This window comes from Lentibacillus salicampi (assembly GCF_004565465.1).
Lineage (GTDB): Bacteria > Bacillota > Bacilli > Bacillales > Amphibacillaceae > Lentibacillus > Lentibacillus salicampi.
Window position 1 is genome coordinate 1 of the sequence record NZ_SRHY01000082.1, and the last position, 3,689, is coordinate 3,689.

Annotated in this window: 4 protein-coding genes; all 4 read right to left on the bottom strand. The window is 44.1% G+C overall.

What is annotated here, in order from left to right:
• Positions 1-337: 337 nt before the first annotated feature.
• Positions 338-553 carry a DUF5348 domain-containing protein gene (locus tag E4U82_RS19255; RefSeq protein WP_135111862.1) on the bottom strand — a complete coding sequence of 72 codons (216 nt, stop codon included), beginning with the start codon at positions 551-553 and terminating at the stop codon, positions 338-340.
• A 14-nt stretch (positions 554-567) separates the two neighbouring features.
• Entirely contained in the window at positions 568-1,359 is a 792-nt protein-coding gene (locus tag E4U82_RS19260; RefSeq protein WP_135111863.1) for an ExeA family protein, read from the bottom strand.
• Positions 1,352-2,746: a DDE-type integrase/transposase/recombinase gene (locus E4U82_RS19265; protein ID WP_135111864.1), complete on the bottom strand. Its 1,395-nt coding sequence runs from the start codon at positions 2,744-2,746 to the stop codon at positions 1,352-1,354. The genes E4U82_RS19260 and E4U82_RS19265 overlap by 8 nt, the downstream gene beginning before the upstream one ends.
• 148 nt (positions 2,747-2,894) lie before the next feature.
• Complete coding sequence (locus E4U82_RS19270) at positions 2,895-3,434, bottom strand: DUF6431 domain-containing protein (RefSeq protein WP_135111865.1); 540 nt, start codon at positions 3,432-3,434, stop codon at positions 2,895-2,897.
• Positions 3,435-3,689 lie beyond the last annotated feature (255 nt).

Here is a 3,689-nt window from a genome sequence, read left to right on the forward strand (position 1 = left end):
TGTCCGCAGTCTTATTCTTTGTCGACTTCATGGCCAGTGGCAGTGGCATGGCTGCGCACTGGCAGTCATAGACAATGCCACTGGCAATAAGTTTGGTCAGTGTATTGTCGTTACCACCCCAAGTATTTGCTGGTTTCTACCTTAATTTCATGTTCAGCCAGTATCCTCCTTTTTCACTGTTTGTCGCCTGCTATTTCCAGTTCCTCATCTATAATGCCTCACGTTCCTGCTTAACTATCTTCATTTCTTCTACAGTTATCTTTTCTTTTGGGTTCATTTTCCATGACTCATTCCCTTTGAAAGAAGGGATGGGAATAATATCCCCACCCCTTCTTGTTTAAATTATCACCTTGTAACTATCCTGTTCTCTCAAATTGAAACGCATTTCTTCCATGATGACATACCAATCATTATCCAACTCCAGCCTGCAGGGTAGTTTGTCTCTGCCAAGCAACAATTCAAAGCACTCGCCACAATGAAGAGGATAGCTACGCCCGCGCAACTCCACCATCCAACATTCCAAATCCGGATTATATATCATTGTTGTTTTCATCAGTTTCACGTCTCCTACATCTCATTCATGACGCGATCGACATTCGATTTTTCAACAATCTTCTTGCCTTGCAACCGTGCATCCATTAAACTGGAGCTACAGAAAGTGTTCACTTTCCGCGGGATGCCTTTGCTATATTGGTAGATAGCCTGAAAGGCTTCCTCGGAGAACATCTCATGAGGCGCCTCGACTGCCTTTAATTGATACTGAATATAAGAGGTTGTCTCACTTTCTGTCAACGCAACCATCTGATACCTCATCTGGATACGCTGCTCAATTGCTTCCAAATGCTTGACCTTCAGCTGATTTCGCAGGCTAGGTTGCCCAACAATGATCAAAGCCAAAGGTGACATGGAATCTCCCTTGAAATTTAGAATGAAGCGAAGTTCCTGCAACATGGATTCCGTAAAGTGATGGGCCTCATCCAAAATGATGACTGGTGTCTTTTTTTCGTTTTCGTATATATCAAGCATCAGCGCTTGGTATTGACGCTTGGCATCTGTTGCCCGAAATGCAGGCTTGATACCGAAACATTGCAGGACCTCGCGATAAAACAGTTTCGGTGTCAATCCCGAATCACAAATGTATAAATAGCGATACTGGATTGGATCAAGCTGCTCTGCAAGTACCCGTACGGCGGTGGATTTACCCGTGCCGGCATCGCCCGTTAACAGGCAAAACATCCGATTTTTCACCGCGTATTCCATGCGGGCGAATGCTTCTTGATGACTCGATGAGTCAAACAATTGATGTGTAGCGATCTCACGTGTGAAAGGGACACCTTTCATGCCAAAAAAATCAATCATGTTTGACACCTCCGGCCGGTTGCTTTTCTTTCAGACGCGCAAAACTAGTTGTTCCCAGCTCGTGGCGCCTTTCTTCTTCCTGTTGTTGCTTAATTTGTTCTAGATAACTGGAAACTGGCGTAGCCAGGATTTCTTCCGGTTGTGTTTCTGCCACTTTGGAATGTTTTTGGCTTCGAAGCTCAGCCGGTTTGGCATCTGAAAAACGTTCGTCGTCTTTCCATACCTGAATATACGACAAGTCATAGGGGTTATACCGTATTTGAATCTTTTTGCCGCGCAGAAAGTCATCTACATCGTATGTATTGCCTTCTACATCAATAATCGATGTTTTTCGGACGGTACGTGTTTCCTCCCATAAAAAGATTTCCTTGAGTTTCTTGGCTGTTAAATGGCATTTTGGCTTCTCGCAAGAGTCATAACGCGCTTTCGGTGTTTGCCCCGTACCACGGTGAATACGGTTGTCATAGGCTTCCAGCCAGGAGGCCAGGTAATTATTCAGCTGTTTTAAAGACGTGATCTTTCCCTGATTAATCAACAGATAAGCCTCGCCGGTAAAGCTTGAATCTACAAATTGAAAGAACTTTTCAATTTTCCCTTTAGATTCCGGCGAGTAAGGTTTTGCGTGAATAAGCTTGGTATTCATACGGGCACACATGATTTTAAACTGCTTAGTACTATACACTGACCCATTGTCACAGAAAAAGATATTTGGGGCCCCGTACTTTAAAACTGCTTTATGCATACATCGTTCTAGTCTTGGATAACGCTCCTCAAAAAAGAATTCCGCATGCATAATTCGACGACTATGGTCGTCAATGATTGCGATCAAATAAGCTTTCTTGCGCTTGGCTGGGTTATTAGGAGCCGGAAGATACAGCGTATGCTGCGTATCAGCCTGCCAACAATCATTGGTCGCCTCGTGTTCGAATTGCTTGAACGCTTTTCTGACCGATTTGCTCATATCTTTTCGGCTCCAACCCTGTTCCTGGAAATAACGCGAAAGCGTTCGCTGCTTCAACTTTCCACGTGGCACTTTTTCTTCTAACTCGAGAATACGAATGATTTGTTCAACACTTCGGCTTGGCAGTTCTTTTCGCAATGCGATGGCGCATTCTAGCACAGCGGGATCTATTGCCTTTAAGCTGCCTTGTTTTACCCGTGCTTTTGGCTTAAGCGCCTCGAATCCGCCTGCTTCGTAGGTCTGGATGTACCTCTCCAGGCTGCGGATGCTCACTGTTGTCTTTTCACTGCCCGGGATCTTGTACTTTTCGTTGGCAATTTTCTTTAAAAGGGCATACTTTTCCCCGGGGTCCAGCCGACGCTGTACGATCTGGGCAATTAATCCAAATCGAAAGGCCGCGATTTCACTTCTTAAAGTTTCCTCCACATTTTTCCTCTCCTTTTCACCAATAATAGACTACATTTTCCATTATCCGGGAAAGGGGCAAGGAAAGACAGGGACATATTTAGTGGAGTACTCTTCGAAATGTATTTACATTTATTCCCAAATTAACTGACAACTCATTTGGCAATGATTACCACCATACTTTTGGCGAAAGGGATAGGTTGATGGAAGAAATCACCTGACCTCTTTTAGGGAGCTTTCCCCCAAAATATAGCTCAAAGAAAAATAGGCATTCTTCCACCACCGTTGCACCCCGTCTAAAGAAATCAAGCAGCCGGTCCCCGGCGTCGGGATCATCAATAGCTTGTTTTCTTTGACCTATCAGCCAAGTTTGGTAGTTTTCATCCATTTGCTTTTTCCACCGGTATAATGTCTTTAACGATATAACCGATGTGTGTTCATTGCTAAGGCGTTCAGGGAGATACGAAACAGGCACTCCAATCGCCACCCAACGTGCAAAAAATTCACGAACATGGTTGGCAAATCGCGCCCATGGCTTGATAAAGGAAGGAATAAGAGAATAGGTCTTATCGCAATCAGGACAACGCTTCCTGAGGATTTTAATCGTATAAGATTTGTTTTTGCAATGGACGGTACGTTCATAGCTTCCGTGAGACCAAAGTTTTCTTCCGCAACAGGGGCAGACAGAATCAACATCCAATTGCTCCATTGTGTTTATGTAGCTCTTGATAGAATAGGGGAATTCGAATATAATAGACATATGTTTATGGGAGTCAACTGTCTAGCCGCCAAGCTAGTGGGCAGTTGACTTTTCCTTTCTGGATTATAAAAGCGAGAAGAGCTGCCAAACGCTATGGCCATTATACCATGGCCATAGCGTTTGGCAGCTCTTTTGTATAATTTCCTATGACAGGTTCTCTGGCTAAATTTAAATGGTTGCGGACAAAAACTGCGGCCGCAAACA

Coding starts and splice junctions, on each gene's coding strand:
- E4U82_RS19255 (WP_135111862.1), bottom strand. CDS start 553: ATGAAAACAACAATGATATATAATCCGGATTTGGAATGTTGGATGGTG.
- E4U82_RS19260 (WP_135111863.1), bottom strand. CDS start 1,359: ATGATTGATTTTTTTGGCATGAAAGGTGTCCCTTTCACACGTGAGATC.
- E4U82_RS19270 (WP_135111865.1), bottom strand. CDS start 3,434: ATGGAGCAATTGGATGTTGATTCTGTCTGCCCCTGTTGCGGAAGAAAA.